The 20,507-nt window shown below is 39.7% G+C and carries 10 protein-coding genes; all 10 read left to right on the top strand.

What is annotated here, in order from left to right:
• Positions 1-255 precede the first annotated feature (255 nt).
• The 10 genes from HMPREF9009_RS08505 to HMPREF9009_RS08550 all read left to right on the top strand — a co-directional run bounded on the left by HMPREF9009_RS08505 (position 256) and on the right by HMPREF9009_RS08550 (position 20,483).
• Positions 256-3,330 carry a SusC/RagA family TonB-linked outer membrane protein gene (locus tag HMPREF9009_RS08505; RefSeq protein WP_157446479.1) on the top strand — a complete coding sequence of 1,025 codons (3,075 nt, stop codon included), beginning with the start codon at positions 256-258 and terminating at the stop codon, positions 3,328-3,330.
• An 11-nt stretch (positions 3,331-3,341) separates the two neighbouring features.
• On the top strand, positions 3,342-5,099 hold the full coding sequence (locus HMPREF9009_RS08510) for a RagB/SusD family nutrient uptake outer membrane protein (RefSeq protein WP_049702313.1): 1,758 nt from the start codon (positions 3,342-3,344) through the stop codon (positions 5,097-5,099).
• Between the two features lie 6 nt (positions 5,100-5,105).
• Positions 5,106-8,192 carry a SusC/RagA family TonB-linked outer membrane protein gene (locus HMPREF9009_RS08515; protein WP_049701900.1) on the top strand — a complete coding sequence of 1,029 codons (3,087 nt, stop codon included), beginning with the start codon at positions 5,106-5,108 and terminating at the stop codon, positions 8,190-8,192.
• Positions 8,193-8,216: 24 nt separating this feature from the next.
• Positions 8,217-9,539 carry a DUF5005 domain-containing protein gene (locus tag HMPREF9009_RS08520; protein ID WP_049701901.1) on the top strand — a complete coding sequence of 441 codons (1,323 nt, stop codon included), beginning with the start codon at positions 8,217-8,219 and terminating at the stop codon, positions 9,537-9,539.
• 156 nt (positions 9,540-9,695) lie between these two features.
• Positions 9,696-11,684 carry a sialate O-acetylesterase gene (locus tag HMPREF9009_RS08525; protein ID WP_049701902.1) on the top strand — a complete coding sequence of 663 codons (1,989 nt, stop codon included), beginning with the start codon at positions 9,696-9,698 and terminating at the stop codon, positions 11,682-11,684.
• A gap of 48 nt (positions 11,685-11,732) precedes the next feature.
• Positions 11,733-13,328 (top strand): sulfatase family protein, encoded by a 1,596-nt coding sequence (locus HMPREF9009_RS08530; protein ID WP_369798437.1) that lies wholly within the window; start codon positions 11,733-11,735, stop codon positions 13,326-13,328.
• 50 nt (positions 13,329-13,378) lie between these two features.
• Entirely contained in the window at positions 13,379-15,652 is a 2,274-nt protein-coding gene (locus tag HMPREF9009_RS08535; RefSeq protein WP_049701903.1) for a GH92 family glycosyl hydrolase, read from the top strand.
• Positions 15,653-15,682: 30 nt separating this feature from the next.
• Positions 15,683-17,839: a GH92 family glycosyl hydrolase gene (locus HMPREF9009_RS08540; protein WP_049701904.1), complete on the top strand. Its 2,157-nt coding sequence runs from the start codon at positions 15,683-15,685 to the stop codon at positions 17,837-17,839.
• Between the two features lie 78 nt (positions 17,840-17,917).
• Positions 17,918-19,051, top strand: a complete 1,134-nt coding sequence (locus HMPREF9009_RS08545; RefSeq protein WP_049701905.1) for a glycoside hydrolase family 130 protein — start codon at positions 17,918-17,920, stop codon at positions 19,049-19,051.
• Between the two features lie 49 nt (positions 19,052-19,100).
• The gene (locus HMPREF9009_RS08550; RefSeq protein ID WP_049701906.1) at positions 19,101-20,483 is read left to right on the top strand and encodes an SGNH/GDSL hydrolase family protein; all 1,383 of its coding nucleotides are present in this window, start codon (positions 19,101-19,103) and stop codon (positions 20,481-20,483) included.
• The last annotated feature ends 24 nt before the right edge of the window (positions 20,484-20,507 follow it).

A 20,507-nucleotide genomic window follows, 5' to 3' on the forward strand; every position in this document is an offset into this window, starting at 1 on the left:
AATAATGCTTACGCAGATATTTTTCAGACTGATTTTGGATAACGCCTACAACTTATGGGTATGATACTGCGTATTGCCTCAAGTCGCATAGTGGGGCAAGGGGATATTGTGGGCAGAAGTGGGTATTTCAGCCTCAATTTATCTGCTAATTCAGTGATGAGAGGACGTTTAGACGCAAGAAGGACGCTGAAGAGCTTAGTTGCGGATTTGAGGGTAATTAAAAGAAATGACTGGTTTTATTTCGCATTGCTTACGATGTGCATGTTTTTGGGGATATTAACTCCGAATGTATCGGCACAGGAAATGAGTAAGTATGCTGATATTACCGGAAAGGTAGTTGACCAATATGGTAATCCGGTATCGGATGTAACGGTAACGATGAAAAATAGTGATTTTCGAGTAATAACGGGTGTTGATGGTGTTTTTAAATTCCAATTGAAGAAAGGTGATATATTGCGTTTGTCACATCCGGGATTCCTACATAAGGAAGTAAGAGTGAACAAATTGAAGAATACTGAGCGTGTTTTTAAAGTAACATTGGATGAGCAATTTGTTAAAGATAGACAGACTTTCAATGGCCCTTATGAGAAAAAAGATAAAGATAGTTTTTTAGGCTCATCATCTACTGTTTATACAGACAAACTGTCATCTATGATGGGGACTACTATTCTTCCGGCTTTAGCAGGGCGTTTAGCGGGGCTGAATATTACTCAATACAGAGGAGCACGTGTTCATCAGACTTCTGCTAACTCAACAAGTGGTATTATAGGAAATATTCCTGTGTTTGGGGAAGGCTTTTATAGTGACAATACAGAGTTTAATGTTGGTTCGCGTGGTATAGCTCCTGTAGTAGTAATTGATGGAATACAACGGGAACTTTATTCAATAGATCCGGATGCTATTGAGTCAGTTTCCATTCAAAAAGATGCTTTGTCATCCATGTTCTTGGGTATGCGTAGTTCGAGAGGAGCATTGGTAATCACCACTAAGGAACCTATTAAGCAAGGTTTTCAGTTATCCTTTACCGGACGTTTTGGAGTGCAGAGTACTCTTAAAACTCCTAACCCTTTGTCAGCGCATCAATATGCTTATTTGCTGAATGAGGCATTACAAAATGACGGAAAGGAACCGTTTTATACCTACGATGATTTCAATAAGTTCCGTACGCAATCTAGTCCGTATACACATCCTAATGTAAATTGGTTTGATGAAATTTTAAATAAGACGTCTACTACTCAATCTTACAACTTAAATGTGGCTGGGGGTAACAGGTTTGCACAATATTTTGTTAGTGTAGGCTATATGGGTGAAAAGGGATTATTTTCGAATCCGACGGAAAGTGATGCTCATGACACCAATTTGTCTTTTTCTCGTTATATGATTTCTTCAAAAGTGAATATCAATATTACCGATGACTTTACTGCTAAAGTAACTTTGTTGGGTCGCGTGGAAGATGGAAATCAGCCGGGGGTGAACTACAGTAATTTGCTGAATGGAATTTATACTACTCCTAACAATGCTTATCCGGTTAAGAATCCGAATGGAACATGGGGGGGGAATGTGACATTTGATAATAACTTAATGTCACAAGCCATTAATTCCGGTTATATTATGGATACTGCTCGTGATATGGCAGGGGGAATTAATTTAAAATATGATTTTAATAAGTTAGTAAAAGGGTTATCGGCACGTTTGGTTGGAAATATTTCTATTCAAAACCGTTCGTATACGGAGCGTAGTAAACGTGCTCCGGTGTATTCTTATAGTTTGGATAAAGAGGGGAATGAAGCATATACTCAGTACGGAACAAGTGATTCACAGATCAATAAATTTTATTCGGTAACTAGCTATCAGCAAATGTATGGTCAGTTTGCTGTAGATTACAATCGTCATTTTGGACTGCATGGAGTGAAGGCTACTTTAATGGGGGATACTCGTAATACATTAATAAATTATGACTTACCTCAGTTACCTTCCAATATTATAGCAGATGTAGCTTATGACTATGCAAAGAAATATTTTGTTCAAGCAGCTCTAAGTGAAAGTTATTACAATCGTTATGCTCCCGGCAAGCGGTGGGGAACTTTCTATGCGTTTGGTTTAGGGTGGGATATCAGCAACGAAAACTTTATGGAGAGTGCTGATTGGCTTAATCAATTGAAAATACGTGGAGTATTTGGTAAAACGGGCAATGGTATAGATAACTCGGGATATTATATGTATCAGCAAACATTCTCACATATCGGAAATGCTGGTTATCCGTTGGGGACGCAAATGTCATATTTGGGAAATGTGACGACGGAAAATGCTCCTTTGGCTAATCCTTTTTTGACTTGGGAAAAAGCATATAAATGGAATTTGGGAATAGATTTGGCTATGTTTAATAATCGTCTGAAATTTACGGCGGACTATTATAATGATAAATATTTTGATTTATTACAGAATAGAGGTAAAAGCATTGAATTGATTGGACAATCTTATCCGATGGAGAACATAGGAAAAGTACGTCGCTTTGGCGGAGATTTGTCTATTACTTATCAAGATCGTATAAATGATTTTAATTATTATGTATCAGCCAACTGGAGTTGCGAACAAAGTAAACTACTTTATATGGATGAACAAGAAGTTCCGGAGGAGTATCTACGTCAAACAGGGCGTCCTGCAGGAGCTATTTACGGATTGGTTGCTGATGGATTTTTTACAACTAGAGAGGAGATTGAAAGAAGTCCGGTGATTGAAGGCTTCGAAAACATCCAGCCTGGTGATATTAAGTATAAAGATCTGAATGATGATAAAGTAATTAATGAATTTGACCGTACAGTTATTGGAGGTGATAAACCTTATTCTTATTTCGGTATTGATTTAGGATTTGAATGGCGGGGGCTGGAGTTTTCTATGTTTTGGCAAGGTGCTTATAATCGTGATCTTTATTTGCAGGATTGGACTTTATTGGAAGGGTTTCAAACAAATGGTCGTTATTACGGACAAGCGTATGAAAACATGTTAGGACGTTGGACACCGGAAACTGCACAGACTGCAACATTTCCACGATTGACTGCTGGTGGAAACGGATATAATCGAGGTAATGGCTGGAATTCTTCATTTTGGTTACGTTCAGGCAACTTTATCCGTTTGAAGAATATCAGTTTAGGATATAGCTTACCAGATTCATTCTGTAATAACTACTTGGGAGGATTACGCTTGAAAATATTTGTTAATGGGCAGAATCTGTTTACAAAATCTGCATGTGAGCTAGTTGATCCGGAGGTTGGTTTTACTAGTTATCCTTTGCAACGTTGTATTAGTACAGGTATTAATATCAGATTTTAATGAATTACTATATGATACGAAATAAATATTTAACATTTTTAGGAGTGGGGTTATTGTTCATGGCATCGGCTTGTAATGATGGATATGAAAAGGAACCGGTAGAACATTTTACACTGGATTATTTGTTCTCAAGAGCTGATTCGGCAGGGATACAAGCTCGATATTTTCTGAACAATATCTATTATGAACATTTACCTAGTGGATATAATCGTATAAATGGAGATTTTTTGGATGCGGCTTCGGACGACGCTATATCTATTAATAATAACGAACCTGAAATCTATAAATTATTCATGGGACGGTATTCGGCGGTGTCCCGTCTGACAGATATGGAATGGGGAGGATATTATCAAGGAATTCGCAAAGCGAATATTTTGATTAATAATATAGATGTGGTGCCTTTTAATTTGACATATATCAATGCACTGGGAGAAACAAAACCATTGAACTATACGATGAAGGCAGAAGCTCGTTTTTTAAGAGCACATTTTTATTTTGAGCTGGTGAAACGTTATGGAGGTGTGCCTTTGATAGGTGATAATGTATATGTATTGGGAGATGATGTCCAACTTCCGCGAAATACATTTGCTCAATGCATTGATTATATTGTGCGTGAATTGGATGAAATAAAAGATGATCTTCGGTCATTACCGATGGCGGATGCCACAGAATTTGCACATGCTCCTACCAAAGAGGCTTGTTTGGCGATGAAAGCTAGAGTATTGTTGTATGCAGCTAGTCCTTTATTCAATGAGAAACCTTTAGAGGCTGGAAATGAATTGATAGGCTATCCTTCTTATGATAGTGGACGTTGGAACTTAGCTGCTCAGGCTGCTAAAGATTTGATAGATCAATATGGTCCGAAAGGAAAAGGCACATTGAATTTAGCTCAGGATTATCGCAATATTTTTGTGGATTTTTATGGTGGAAATAACCCTGAATTAATATTTTTCCGCCCGGTAGGTAAAAATAAAAGTATAGAAACAGCCAATGGGCCTTTAGGATTCTCAGGCAACTCTTTAGGCAATGGAAATACCAATCCGACGCAGAATTTAGTGGAATCATTTTTAATGAAAGATGGTACTAAATATGTTTCAACTTCGGTAGATGATCCGTTTAAGAATCGTGATCCTCGGTTGGATTTTACGATATTACATCATGGTTCTCGCTGGTTGAATACAACTCTTGATACGCAAGTAGGTGGAACACATAACCCTTCGGGAGCGCAATATAGCCGAACATGTTATTATATGGCGAAATTTATGAAAGATTATCAGACGTCAAGTAACTATGAGGACAATATTCATTTGTGGGTAATGTATCGCTATGGTGAAGTGTTGCTAAATTATGCGGAAGCATTGAATGAAGTGGCTTTGGCAGGCGGTACGATTGACAACAAAGAAGTGCTAAATAGTCTTATTCAGTTACGTAAGAGAGCCGGCATCGAGCCTGGAAATGAAAATTATTACGGATTGCCTGCTCCTCAGAATTATGATGCGGCTGAGATGCGTGAAATTATCCGTAACGAAAGAAGAATTGAAATGGCGTTTGAAGAACAGCGTTATTGGGATATTCGCCGTTGGAGAATAGCGGAGGATATTTTCAAAGAACCTTTAAAAGGTTTGAATATTCAGGTTGTTGGTAATAAAACAATCTATAATGAAGTGAATGTGCTTTCTGCTGAATTTGATACGAAGCGTTACTTCTATCCAATTCCGTATTCTGAAGTGATAAAGAATGGAAATATGATTCAAAACCCGAATTGGTAATATGTTATGAAAAGAATATTTTTAATATTATTAAGTATAAACCTGTTTACGTTTGCTTTAGCGCAATCGTTGACAGTAAAAGGAAAAGTCTCTTCTACTGATGGTGAATTGCTTCCCGGAGTAAATGTAAAGGTAAAAAATGCTACAATTGGTACAATTACGGATTTTGACGGTAATTATCAGTTGAAAGTGGATAAAGGAGATATATTGGTATTCACGTATGTCGGTTTTAAGAGGCATGAGTTGAAAGTTGGAAACCAGACATCTTGGAATGTGGAGTTAACTCCCGACCAGACAGACCTTGACGAAGTGGTCGTAGTGGCCTATGGTAAGGCAAAACGTATCACACTGACGGGTGCGGTAAGCGGTATACAGGCACGTGAAATTCGCAATGTGCCAACGAGTAGTTTACAAAATGCTTTGACAGGAAAGTTGCCCGGTTTCTTTAGTCAGCAGTCCTCCGGGCAGCCAGGTAAGGATGCTTCTGATTTTTTTATTCGTGGTGTAAGTTCTTTGAATGCCGATGGCAATAAACCTTTGATTATTGTAGATGACGTACAGTATACATACGAACAATTGTCGCAAATCAATGTAAACGAAATTGAAAGTATTTCAATCTTGAAAGATGCTTCGACAACTGCTATTTATGGTATTAAAGGTGCCAATGGAGTATTGGTTGTGAAAACAAGAAGAGGAAAAGAAGGGAAACCACAAATCAATGTGCGTTTGGAAGGAGGTATACAGACACCGGTCCGTACTCCCGACTTTTTGAACTCATATAATACGGCTATCCTGGTGAATGAAGCTTATGAAAATGATGGTATGCCCAGGTTGTTTTCTAAACAAGATATAATGGCTTTCAGAGATCATACTGATCCTTATGGTCATCCGGATGTAAACTGGTATGATGAGATTTTTAAGAAAAGTGCTTTTCAGGAGAACGTGAATGTGGATATTTCCGGAGGATCTAAAAAACTAAGATATTTTGTTTCTGCCGGCTATTTTACCCAAGATGGTATGGTGAAAGATTTTGGAACAAAGGAAAATGATGTAAATTCCAACTATTTCTATCGCCGTTTTAACTATCGTACTAATATAGATTTTGATGTGACGGATAATTTAAATATGCGTTTGGATGTATCTTCACGTTTTATGAATATTAATGAACCTTGCAATATGAATGCAACGGGTGAAATTTACGATTTTTCCAAAATGCATCCTTATTCTGCTCCGGTACTAAATCCTAATGGTTCTTATGCTTATTTGAGTGATACGGAAGGGTATAAACCTACATTGAATGCTCGTTTGGCAAATGAAGGTTATAAGCGTACTCGTCGTAATGATAATAATATTCTGTATGGGGCTACTTGGAAAATGGATTTTCTGACACAGGGACTTGCTGCTAATTTTCGTTTGGCTTATTCGAGTGTAGATGAAAATTATCGTCAGGTGCATCGTGGAGATTATCCTACCTATCATTATAATTCGTCATCTGATCAATATGAGATCAATCCCAATAAAAAATATGATTATGGAACATATTCAGTGACTAGTGGAACGGAACGGGCGACGAAAGACCTGAATATCCAAGCGTCATTAAATTATGCACGTGTTTTTAATGGAAACCATGATGTGAACGCTATGTTCTTATATAATCGTCAAAGCACGACCAATGAAAAAGATGCAGCAGTTCCTAACAACTTTGAAGGTTATACTTTGACGATGGGATATAAATATAAGAGCAAATATTTGATTGATCTTAATATGGCTTATAATGGAACAGATCGCTTCGGTAAAAATAATCGCTTTGGTTTTTTCCCGGCTATCGGTATCGGTTATGCTATTTCGGAAGAGAATTTCTTTAAAAACGTAGATTGGCTGGAAAAAAATGTTCAACTATTGAAAATAAGAGCTTCTTATGGTTTGGTAGGATCAGATGTAGCGGCAGGCAATCGCTATTTGTACGAGCAAGTGTATAAAGAGAATGGTAATTATCCTTTTGGTGATTATCCAGGTGATACACCGGTGATAAAAGAAGGCGATTTGGGGACTCCTAGTGTAACTTGGGAAAAGGCTAAAAAGCTTGATATCGGTTTGGATATGAATTTATTCAATAAAGTTTCGTTTACTCTTGATTATTTCTTAGATAAACGTTATGATCAATTGGTGACACGTGCCGATGTTCCTTTGATAATAGGTATAGGATATGCTCCGAGTAACGTGGCAAGGACTACTAACCAAGGTTTTGACGGGCAAATTGGTTATCAAGATCGTTTTGGAGAGTTCGATTTTAATACAAGTTTAGTATTCTCTTATGCAAAGAATAAAGTTGATTTTAAGGCTGAGGCTCAACAAAAATATTCTTGGTTAGCGGAAACAGGAAAGCCTTTGAATCAACCGTTTGGATATCAATGGATAGGTTATTATACGCCGGAAGATATCGAATTGATAAATGCTGCCAAAACCGATCCTACAATTAAAGCTCCGGCAGTGCCTTATACGGATATTCCGGTTCAGGCGGGTGACTTGAAGTATGCCGACTTGAATGGTGATGGCTCTATTGATGATTTTGATAAGGGAGCCATTGGTAAACCCAATTTGCCTACTACTACTTTGGGCTGGTCAATCGGAGGATATTGGAAAGGATTCAGTTTTAATGTATTATTTCAAGGTTCATTCGACTATAGTTTTGCAATCAATGGTACTGGTATAGAATCGTTCAAGAGTCAGTTCCAACCTATTCATACCGGACGTTGGACATTGGAACGTTATCAAAATGGAGAAGAAATAACTTTCCCTCGTTTGACGACCAACCCTTCTACAATAAATAGTGCAAGTACTTACATGTCTGATTTCTGGTTGATTAATGCTTGGTATATTCGTTTGAAGACTATTGATTTAGGATATCAACTTCCTAAGAAGGTGTTGCCTAAGTATGTGGATAATATTCGTTTTTATGTGAATGCTTATAACTTGCTGACATTTACAGGTTATGATAAATATCAACAAGATCCTGAAATAAAAACCAATACAGCGGGTGATGCTTATATGAATCAGCGGGTAGTGAATCTTGGTGTACAATTAACATTCTAATTTAATGATTAAACGGACATAAATATGGATAGATATAAAAATAGAAAGATTTTATCACTCCTTTTGTTGTGTGGTATATTAGGAGCTTGTGATAAATTTGAAGCAGTTCCCTTAGAATATAAAAGTACTCCTCAGGAAGAAGCGCAAGAAGCGGTTTTGAATACTATTAAGCCGACATGGGAATTAGAACTGATGGAGACTAACGGTTATGTGATGGCTTTTAAGGATAAAAAGTATGATAAATTATTTACTCGGACTTTAGGTTGGAATGGAGGTGACGGTGTGTTGACGACCCTGTTGCCTGATGGGAATGCATTTTGGTCGTTTAATGATAGTTGGTATGGAGTTGTAGATGGAGAAAACAGGTCGCGTGATGGAAATAAAGTGAATTTTCCACGTAACACTATTATGGTGCAAACTCCTGGTGATGAGGAGGAAAATCTGGTGTGGTTAGCTGATTTTGTTCAAACGACTGATCCTGCTGCCTCTCGCTATTATCAGGCACGCACTCATATACGTCATCCGAAAGCCAGTTTGAGTGAAGAGGAGGTGCAGAAAGGAGAGATTGATCAGGATTGGCTATATTGGGCAGGTGATGCTACTGTATGTAATAATCAGTTACAAGTACTTTGGAATGGAGTAGATAATACAAACCAGCAAGCTTTGATGAGGCATGAGGGGATTTGTCTGGCAACTTACAGTTTGGAGGGAACCCCCGGTGATGATAGTTATATGAAGCTGATTAATGCCGATCACCATTTTAATGATGCTGATATATATGGATATGGCTCTACTTTATGGGAAGATGAAGACGGTCATATTTATTTGTATGGTTCATATAATAATTATGATATGTTGGTGGCCCGTACGGCTAGACATGATCTTACTAGCCCATGGGAATATTATGTAAGTGATGAACAAGGAAATTTTTCTTGGCAGACTACTTATCCTACTGAGTCAGAGGTTAAAAGATCCAGAATTCAGGATACAGATTGCAGTATGCCGTGGGTAATTAAGAAAGGAGATACCTATTATATGTTTGCACAAGCTAAATGGTTTGGACGTGAAATGTATATTTTCCGAAGTGATAAACCGTATGGACCTTTTGTTGATTGCAAAAGACTGTTCGGACTCCCGGATTTGTTAGATAAACTTGGTGAACGCACTTATAAGAATTTATATATGGTAAACTTACATCCTCATTTATCACGCAATGGCGAGTTGGTTTTCTCTACAAATACTGACGCAAAAGATTTTGGAGATAACTTTAATGCAGTTGGTAGTGCGGATTTTTATCGTCCTTACTTCTATCGTGTTTATAATTGGGAGAAGGTTTACGATGAATAATTCTTGCTTGTTCGGATAAGAAAATGAAAGAACCATTTTTCTACAAAAAAAGAAATGGTTCTTTTTTTGATTATTTAATTCTTAGGATAAAGTGGATCGATTAACGGTAAACAGAGTTTTGTTCGTCATATATTATATAACTAATGAAGAATAGAAATGAAAAAAGTTTTAGTATGTGTTTTGTGGTATCTATTGTTTGTTACTAATGTTTGTGCACAGGTAAAATTGTCACCTTTGTTTTCGGATAATATGGTATTGCAACAGAAAACAGAAGCTCCTGTTTGGGGAATGAGTAAGCCTAATAAGAAAATAGAAATTATTACCTCATGGGATCAGAAGACATACACAATTCAGGCTGATGCACAAGGAAAATGGAATATCAAAGTAACTACTCCCGCTGCTGGGGGACCCTATGAAATTACAATTTCTGACGGAAAGAAGGTGAAGCTTTCAAATGTGATGATCGGTGAAGTTTGGATCTGTTCCGGTCAATCCAATATGGAAATGCAGGTAGAAGGATGGGGAAAGGTTCTGAACTATCAACAAGAAAAGATGAAAGCGGAAAATTATCCCAATATCCGTTTTCTATTGGTAGAAAAGGCGATAAGCCCTGTTCCTGGTGATAGACTTAAGGCTACGGAAAATGGCTGGCAGGTTTGTTCGTCAAAAAGTGTGGCAGACTTTTCGGCGGCCGGTTATTTTTTCGGACGTGATTTGCATAAGTATCAGAATGTGCCAATCGGACTGATTGACACATCTTGGGGAGGTACGTATATAGAGACCTGGACGAGTAAAGAAGCGCTGGCAACAATGCCGGATATGCAAAAGAAATTAGAGGTGTTGAATGGGCTTCCGGTAACCAAGGAAGAACGTGAAAAGAAATTTCATTCGGATATAGAAGACTGGAAAAAGAATATTGAGAAGATCGATAAAGGATTTATAAATGGTAAAGCTGTATGGGCAGCTACCGATTTGGAGGATAGCTCTTGGAAAACAATGAAAGTGCCCGGTTTGATGCAAGAACAGGGATTGGCAGGCTTTAATGGTATTGTTTGGTTTAGAAAAACGATAGATATTCCGGCTAACTGGGCTAATAAAGAGCTGACGCTGAATGTGGGAGTAATTGATGACAATGATTTTACTTACTTTAATGGTGTGCAAGTGGGGCATACAGAAGGATGGATGACTCCTAGAAGTTATAAAATTCCGAAAGAATTGGTTAAGAAAGGAAAGGCTGTGATTGCTGTGCGGGTAATGGATACAGGTGGCACGGGTGGTATTAACGGTAGTCCGGGGAGCATTTCTCTTCAGCGTTCTCAAACAGATGATATGCAGTTGGCCGGTAATTGGAAGTATCAGGTTTCTTTGACTATGAAGGATATACCACACATGCCGGTTAATACTGCTAATGAACCGAATGTTCCCGGTTTTCTGTTCAATGCAATGTTGCATCCCCTTATTCCTTATGCCATTAAGGGAGCGATTTGGTATCAAGGAGAAGCTAATACGGGACGGGCATATCAATATCGTGAATTGATGCCATTAATGATAAAAGACTGGCGGGATCGCTGGGGATATGATTTTCCTTTTTATATGGTGCAGCTAGCTAATTTTACAGCTCAACAAACAGCTCCGGTGGATGCAACTTGGGCAGAACTGCGAGAAGCACAAACAAGAACTTTACATCTTGCAAACACAGGCATGGCTGTAACAATTGATATAGGCGATGCTTTTGATATTCATCCGAAGAACAAACAGGAAGTGGGAAGACGTCTGGCATTAGTTGCACGGGCACAAACCTATGGAGAAAAAATACCATACTCCGGTCCTATGTATGATACTTACCGGATTGAAGGCAATAAGATACGTATTTACTTTAAGCATACAAACGGAGGGCTGAAAACAAAGAATAATGAAGTTCTGAAAGGATTTACTATTTCCGGAGTCGATCGTAAGTTTCATTGGGCTGATGCTGTGATTGACGGGAATTCGGTTGTAGTTTCTTCTCCGGAAGTCTCTTTCCCGATAGCAGTGCGTTATGCGTGGGCGGATAATCCGATCTGTAATTTATATAACGGCGCTAATCTTCCTGCATCGCCTTTCCGTACCGATGATTGGCAGGGAATCACTTATAGTGGTAAATGATAAGGGCTCAAAAACACTATTTTAGAACATTCTCAAAAATTAATATTAATGAATGCAAGAATTATGAAACCAACCGCTTTTTTTGTTCCGCTTTTATTATGTAATAGCTTGTGGGGGTATGGAAAGAATGACAGGGAGTCGAAAATGAATATAGTTTATATTATGACGGATGATCATTCTTATCAAACAATCAGTGCTTATGGCGGACCTTTGGGCAAACTGGCTCCCACACCAAATCTGGATCGTTTGGCAGCCAAGGGAATGCTTTTTCAACGAGCATTTGTGGAAAATTCTCTTTCCACTCCTTCGCGTGCGTGTTTGATGACCGGATTGTATAGTCACCAGAATGGTCAACGGACTCTTTTTGGTAATGTGGATACAACCAAGACTTTTTTCTCGGAGATTTTACAGCAAAATGGTTATCAGACAGCGGTTGTTGGTAAGTGGCATATGCGTTGTGAACCCAAAGGATTTGATTATTATCAAGTCTTGTGGGATCAAGGCGCATATTATCATCCAGAGTTTAAAAGCAAAGATACGAATGGAAAGTATGTTAGGCGTGAGGGCTATGCAACGACATTGACAACCGACTATGCCATTGACTTTTTGGAACATCGTAATACATCCATGCCGTTTTGTCTGCTCGTCCACCACAAAGCGCCTCATCGAAATTGGATGCCGGAACCCAAATATCTCCATCTTTATGAAAATGCCGAATTTCCATATCCGGATACTTTTGATGATGATTATAATACACGTTGTAGGCCTGCCAATGAACAGGAAATGCAGATTGATAAAGACATGACAATTGTCTACGATCTCAAACTAAATCAGTTGAAAGATACTTCACCTTACAATAAAGAATGGAATGTTAAGGGGATGCAGGCGTCTATCAATCGAATGAATGTTGAAGAACGCGCTCAATGGGAAGCGGCTTATGAGAAACGTTATGCGGATTTTATGAAAAAGAAAGCTGCCGGGGCGGATATGAAAAAATGGAAATATCAGGAATATCTCAAAGATTATCTTCGGTGTATTAAATCTATTGACGATGAAGTCGGACGTTTGCTGGAGTATTTGGAAGCACATGATTTGATGGAAAATACGGTGATTGTTTATACTTCCGATCAGGGCTTTTATATGGGAGAGCACGGGTGGTTCGATAAGCGTTTTATGTATGAGGAGTCTTTCCGGACACCGCTGATCATATATTATCCTCAGAAAAAAGAAAATAGTAAATGTAATGCTTTAGTTCAAAATATAGATTATGCTCCCACCATTTTGGATGCGGCCGGGATTGAGAAACCTCATTATATGGTTGGCAATTCATTGCTTCCTTTGTTGAGTGGAAAGATACCTGCAAAATGGCGCCGGGATATTTATTATCATTATTACGATTATCCTGCCCAACACAAAGTCCGTCGTCACGACGGGGTCCGTGATAGTCGTTACAAGCTGATCCATTTTTATGGTACAAAGAAAGATCCATTGGATTGCAATGAGTTGTATGACTTGAAGAAGGACCCGAATGAACTGAATAATCTTTATGATGATTTAAAGTATAAAAAAGTACAGCAACGCTTGCAAAAACGGCTGGATGAGTATAGAAGCGCATTAAAGGTGGACGAATACAATGACAAGTGAAAGCTTTATGTGTTTATTAATCGAAATTGTATAATTGCAAATAAAAAAACATGAACAAATTTATTTATTTAGTAATCTTTTCTTTCTTCTCAACAGGTATATATGCCCAAATGAAGGATCTCGTGCAGTATGTCAATACATTGCAAGGTACCGACTCTCATTTCGGCTTGAGTTATGGCAATACATACCCTACCACAGGTATGCCTTATGCCATGCATACATGGTCTGCACAAACAGGAAAGAACGGAGAAGGCTGGAAATATCAATATGCAGTCGATAATATCAGGGGATTCTGTCAATCTCATCAATGCAGCCCGTGGATGAGTGATTATGCTGTATATTCCTTTATGCCGATGGTAGGAGAATTGGTTGTGAATCAGAATAAACGGGCCACGAAGTTCAGTCATGACAATGAAATAGCCAAGCCCCATTATTACAAAGTAACGCTCAATAATGGCATTACTACCGAAATGGCTCCGACTACCCGCGGCGTGCATTTGCGTTTTTCCTATCCCTCTACCGGAGACGCTTATCTGGTGATTGACGGATATACGGATATGAGCGAAATTAAAATTGATCCGGTAAAAAGACAAATATCCGGTTGGGTGAATAACCAGCGTTTTGTAAACAACTCCAAGACATTCCGTAGCTACTTCATCGTGCAGTTCGATAAAGCATTTGAAGATTATGGCGTATGGGAAAATCAGAAAGATGAGGTGTTTTCCGGAAAATTGGAAGGAGAAGGCAAAGGTTACGGCGCTTATATCAAATTTAAAAAAGGCTCGAAAGTACAAGCGAAAGCTGCTTCTTCCTATATCAGTGCAGAACAAGCTGTGGTTACGCTTAACGACGAGTTGGGTAAGGATAAGAATTTGGAAGCCACTAAAATACGTGGACATAAAACGTGGAATGAATTATTGAATAGAATTCAGGTAGAAGGGGGAACAGACGAACAGATGAAGACTTTCTATTCCTGCCTGTTCCGTGCCAATCTCTTCTCACGCAAATTCTATGAGCGTAAAGCAAATGGAGAGCCTTATTACTATAGTCCTTATGACGGTAAAGTGTACGATGGATATATGTATACGGATAATGGCTTCTGGGATACTTTCCGTTCTCAATTTCCATTGACTAATATCCTTCATCCTACGATGCAGGGACGTTATATGAATGCTTTGCTTGCCGCGCAAGAACAATGCGGGTGGTTACCGTCTTGGTCAGCACCGGGAGAAACTGGAGGGATGCTGGGCAATCATTCCATTTCGTTGCTAGCAGATGCGTGGGCAAAAGGGATTCGGACTTTTGATCCGGAGAAAGCCTTAAAAGCATACGCGCACGAAGCCATGAATAAAGGTCCTTGGGGAGGTGCCAACGGGCGTGGTTTCTGGAAAGAATATTTTGAACTGGGATATGTTCCTTATCCGGAATCAATGGGATCGAGTGCACAGACAATGGAATATGCATACGATGATTTCTGTGGCTACCAACTGGCTAAAATGACCGGAAACAAACATTATCAGGAAGTTTTTGCCCGTCAGATGTATAATTATAAAAACGTATTTGACCCGTCTATCGGTTTTATGAGGGGAAAAGGCGCTGATGGTAAATGGCAGGAACCGTTTGACCCGTTGGAGTGGGGCGGTCCTTTCTGTGAGGGCAATGCGTGGCATTATACTTGGTCGGTATTCCATGATGTGGAGGGACTTATAAATTTGTTCGGGAGCGATCAAAAGTTCACGACCAAAATAGATTCCGTATTTGCCCTTCCCCCCACTATCAAACCGGGCACTTACAGGGGAGTGATCCATGAAATGAAAGAAATGGAGATTGCAGGTATGGGACAGTATGCACATGGCAACCAGCCCATTCAGCACATGCCTTATTTATATAGCTATGCCGGACAGCCATGGAAAACCCAATATTGGGTCCGTCAGATTGTTGAGAGATTGTATAATTCCACAGAAAGAGGATATCCGGGAGATGAAGACCAGGGTGGTATGTCATCTTGGTATGTCTTGAGCTCACTGGGCATTTATGCCGTTTGTCCGGGTACGGATGAGTATGTAATTGGCAGTCCGTTATTTAAGAAAGCTACTATAACGATGGAAAACGGTAATAAATTCGTGATTGAAGCGAACAACAATAGTAAAGAGAATCTCTATATCCAGTCTGCTACCTTAAATGGACGTGTGTTGGATAAGAATTTTATCAGATACGACGATATAGCAGACGGAGGAATTATCCGTTTTGAAATGGGAAGTCAACCGAATAAAGAACGATGTACGTCGAAGTATGCCGCTCCCTTCTCTTTATCGAAAGAATAAGAAACTAAAAAGATATAAGAAGAATACAGTATGAAAAATAAAATTTTAACAGGTTTTTTATTGGTTTTGATTGGAGGGTGGGGGAGTCTCTCGGCGCAGAACGTCGTGAGTAATTATGCCCGTCAGGTAAATACCCTGATAGGAACGAAGGGCGTGGGTTTGACTTCGGGATATCTTTATCCCGGAGCCACCTATCCATACGGAATGGTGCAGTTCACCCCCTCTTATTTTTCCAAACGTTCCGGATTCGTCATCAATCAGTTGAGTGGTGGCGGTTGCGAACACATGGGCAACTTTCCCACTTTTCCGGTAAAAGGTAAACTGAAGATGTCTCCGGACAATATTCTCAACTACCGCATCAATATTTCTGAAGAAAAAGGACACGCCGGTTATTATGAAGCAAAGGTGCAGGAAGATATTCATGCAAAACTGACAGTAACTGAAAGGACCGGTATGGCGAGTTATGAATATCCGGCAGATCAGCAATATGGTACGGTAATTATCGGTGGAGGCATTTCCGCAACTCCGATAGAGCAGGCCGCCATCGTTATTACTGCACCGAATAAGTGTGAAGGATATGCAGAAGGCGGTAATTTCTGTGGACTCCGTACACCGTATAAAGTCTATTTTGTGGCAGAGTTTGATACGGATGCACTGGAGTCGGGAACATGGAAAAGAAATGAACTGAAACCGAATACTACTTTTGCTGAAGGAGAATACTCCGGAGTCTATTTTACTTTTGATGTAGATAAGAAGAAAAATGTCCAATATAAGATTGGGGTTTCTTATGTATCAGTAGAAAATGCACGCGAAAATCTGAAAGCGGAGAATACCGGATGGGATTTCCTGCAGATTCAGAATCAGGCTGAATCCAAATGGAATCATTATTTGGGTAAGATCGAAGTAGAAGGAACTAATCCGGATCGTACCACTCAATTTTATACCCATCTGTATCGTTCATTCATTCACCCGAACGTATGCAGTGATGTGAATGGAGAATACATGGGGGCGGACTTCAGGGTACATAAATCCCGTTCCAAGCACTATACTTCTTTTAGCAACTGGGATACTTATCGTACACAGATTCAACTATTGTCAATCCTTGATCCTGAAGTAGCCTCTGATATTGTTATTTCTCACCAATTGTTTGCCGAAGAGGCTGGTGGTGCTTTCCCGCGTTGGGTGATGGCTAATATAGAGACCGGCGTGATGCAAGGAGATCCAACTCCCATCCTGATATCCAATGCCTATGCTTTTGGTGCCCGCAATTACGATCCGAAACCGATTTGGAAAATTATGAGAAAAGGAGCGGAAGAACCGGGCACAATGTCGCAGAATATCGAAGTGCGTCCAGGGCTAAAACAGTATTTGGATAAAGGATATTATAATGCTTCTATACAACTGGAATATACTTCTGCAGATTTTGCAATCGGACAGTTTGGTTTACATGCTGTAGGAGCAGAGTTTGCAAGCTGGCGCTATTTCCATTTCGCACGTTCATGGAAGAATCTGTATAATCAGGAAACCGGTTGGTTGCAATCACGTAATCCGGATGGTTCGTGGAAACCACTGACTGAAGATTTCCGTGAATCTACGTATAAGAATTATTTTTGGATGGTTCCATACGATATTGCCGGACTGATAGAAATCATTGGAGGCAAAGCAGCGGCAGAGAAACGTCTGGATGAATTCTTTACCCGTCTGGATGCCGGTTACAATGATGCCTGGTTCGCTTCCGGCAATGAACCGAGCTTCCACATACCCTGGATATACAACTGGGTAGGAACTCCCTATAAAGCACAGGAGATTATTAACCGTGTATTGAATGAACAGTATTCAAGCAAAATTGATGGTCTGCCAGGTAATGATGATTTAGGAACGATGGGGGCTTGGTATGTATTCGCTTGTATTGGACTTTATCCCGAAATACCGGGAGTGGGAGGTTTTACAGTGAACACTCCGATATTCTCATCCGTGAAAGTTCATTTAAAGAAAGGGGATATGGTGATAAAAGGCGGTTCGGAAAAGAATATTTATATCAAGTCCATGAAGCTGAACGGTAAACCGTATGACAGTACATGGCTCGATTGGGATCAACTGAATAATGGAGCTACGATAGAATACACTACCTCGTCCAAGCCTGACGTGAAGTGGGGAACTAAAGTGACGCCTCCCTCTTTCCCTTAAAGCAAATCAACGAGGTATATAAATTTATGATATAAGATAATTTTGTAAGAGCACTTATTTATAATATCAAACGTAAAAATGAAAAGAAAACTACAAAACATAGCTTATCTACTGATGGCTGCCGCATTAATCACTTCCTGTGGCGGGAAGAAGCAAACAGCAGAATTCCCGGATTGGACATGGGCAGATTTCCTGCGTCCGGAAGGAATTAATCCGATTATTTCTCCTGACACTACTACCTTTTTCTATTGTCCAATGCGACAGGACTCAATAGCATGGGAAGCGAGTGATACGTTTAATCCCGCTGCTACTGTTTATGATGGGAAAGTAGTAGTCCTCTACCGGGCTGAAGATAACTCGGCAACCGGTATCGGATCACGTACCTCCCGTTTGGGATATGCCTCTTCTGACGACGGACTACACTTCAAACGAATGTCTGTACCTGTATTTTATCCGGCAGACGATAGTCAGAAAGAACTGGAAAATCCCGGCGGTTGCGAAGACCCACGTGTTGCTGTAACAGAAGACGGGCTTTACGTAATGCATTACACACAATGGAACCGCAAACAGGCACGTTTGGCAGTGGCCACTTCGCGCGATCTTCAAACGTGGGAAAAACATGGACCGGCTTTCGCAAAAGCATACAACGGAAGATTCATAGATGAATTTTCCAAATCTGCCTCTATCGTAACCCAATTAATCGACGGCAAACAAGTGATTGCCAAGATTGACGGCAAATACTGGATGTACTGGGGAGAAAAGTTTGTGAATGTAGCCACTTCCACAGACTTGGTCAACTGGGAACCAATGTTGGATGAAAATGGAGAATTCCTGAAAGTGATAACTCCCCGCACAGGTAAGTTCGACAGTGCCCTGACCGAATGTGGTCCTCCTGCCGTCCTTACAGACAAAGGAATCCTGCTACTTTATAACGGCAAAAACAAGTCGGGCACAGAAGGAGATACTCTTTATACAGCCAACTCTTATTGCGCCGGACAAGCCCTATTTGACGTCAAAGATCCTACTAAGTTAATCGATCGCCTAGATAAACCTTTCTATATTCCCGAATCTGACTTCGAAAAGAGCGGACAATATCCAGCCGGAACGGTATTTATAGAAGGACTTGTATTTCACAATCAGAAATGGTTCTTATATTATGGATGTGCCGATTCACGCGTGGCAGTGGCCGTATATGATCCTCGCAAAAAATAAGGAAAACATTCATGAAGAAGATAACAATTTGTAAAAGATAGATTAAGACATGAAAAAACTTATTTTATTGATTGTGGCAGCCTGTATGACATGTACAGCTGCATTTGCCCAAACAGTGAAGCCTTTTAAAGAGGGTGAAAGGGCAGTGTTTTTAGGAAATAGTATAACGGATGGTGGTCATTACCATTCATACATCTGGTTATATTATATGACCCGTTTTCCGGATATGCCTATCCGTGTTTTCAACGGTGGTATTGGTGGAGATACAGCCTATGATATGAACAAACGTCTGGATGGTGATATTTTTGCGATGAAACCTTCCGTGTTGATGGTTACTTTTGGTATGAATGATTCCGGATATTTTGAATACAACGGTGATAAGCCCAAAGAATTCGGTGAGCAGAAATATCAGGAAAGTATAAAGAATTACCAGCAGATGGAGAAACGTTTTAAAGATCTTCCTGATACCCGTATCGTGATGGTCGGAACTTCTCCGTATGATGAAACCGTACAACTGAAAGAGAATACACCGTTCAAGACAAAAAATGAAACTATCAAACGGCTTGTTGAATATCAGAAAGAATCGGCAGCTAAGAATAATTGGGAATTTACCGATTTAAATGCTCCTATGACAGCTATTAATCAGCAATATCAGCAGAAAGATCCTACCTTTACCCTTTGTGGCAGTGACCGTATTCATCCCGATAACGACGGACACATGGTAATGGCCTATCTTTTCCTGAAAGCCCAGGGATTTGTAGGTAAGGAAGTAGCGGATATGGAGATTAATGCTAATAAAAAACAAGCCGTTAAGTCGGAAAATTGTACCGTTTCAAATATAAAGAAGAACGAAAAAGATTTGAGTTTTGACTATTTGGCAGAAGCTCTTCCTTACCCTTTAGATACTATTGCCCGTGGCTGGGGACAGAAAAAGAGCCAGGCGGAAGTGCTGAAAGTTGTTCCTTTTATGGAAGAGATGAACCGTGAAACGTTGAAAGTAACAGGACTGAAAGGCAATTATAAGTTGTTGATAGACGATGAAGAAATTGGAACCTGGAGTGGAGATGAACTGGCAAAGGGCATTAATCTTGCTGCTGAATCCAAAACTCCCCAATACCAACAAGCATTGACGGTGATGCACCTGAATGAATATCGTTGGGAAATTGAAAGAACATTCAGAGAATATGCGTGGTGTGAATTCGGCTTTTTCCAGCAAAAGGGATTGCTGTATGCTGACGACAGAAAAGCGATCGAGGTGATGGATGAAAACTTGGATAAAAACGTTTGGTTGAAGGGACGTCGTGATATGTATTCAAAGATGATGTTTGAAGCTGTCCGTGATGCTCGCCAACAGGAAATGGATGTTCTTATCAATAAGATTTATGAAATAAATAAGCCTGTTGTAAGAAAGATTTTACTTAGAAAGATATGATGTGATAACAGCGTAGAAATACGA

This window comes from Bacteroides sp. 3_1_13 (assembly GCF_001185845.1).
Lineage (GTDB): Bacteria > Bacteroidota > Bacteroidia > Bacteroidales > Bacteroidaceae > Bacteroides > Bacteroides xylanisolvens.